Annotated in this window: 1 rRNA gene; it reads left to right on the top strand. The window is 42.2% G+C overall.

The features are described from left to right. Nucleotides 1-111, top strand: a 16S ribosomal RNA gene (locus tag M3205_RS25415); the annotation flags it as partial. Nucleotides 112-256 lie beyond the last annotated feature (145 nt).

Raw genomic sequence — 256 nt, 5'->3', positions numbered from 1 at the left:
GAAGTCGGTGGGGTAACCTTTTGGAGCCAGCCGCCTAAGGTGGGACAGATGATTGGGGTGAAGTCGTAACAAGGTAGCCGTATCGGAAGGTGCGGCTGGATCACCTCCTTTCTAAGGAATATTTACAGAAAACGTGACGTTTTTGTTCGTTCAGTTTTGAGAGTTCAATCTCTCAAGTTATTCGTTCTTTGAAAACTAGATAATGTTATGAAGAAGCAATAACCGAGTAATCGCCATCTTAGTTTTTCTCTTATTT

Origin of the sequence: Cytobacillus firmus, from assembly GCF_023715565.1 — a bacterium.
In the GTDB taxonomy this organism is placed as follows: Bacteria; Bacillota; Bacilli; order Bacillales; family Cytobacillaceae; genus Cytobacillus; species Cytobacillus firmus_C.
The sequence above is the reverse complement of the archived record's forward strand: the minus strand, read 5'-3'. Positions and strand labels throughout refer to the sequence as shown.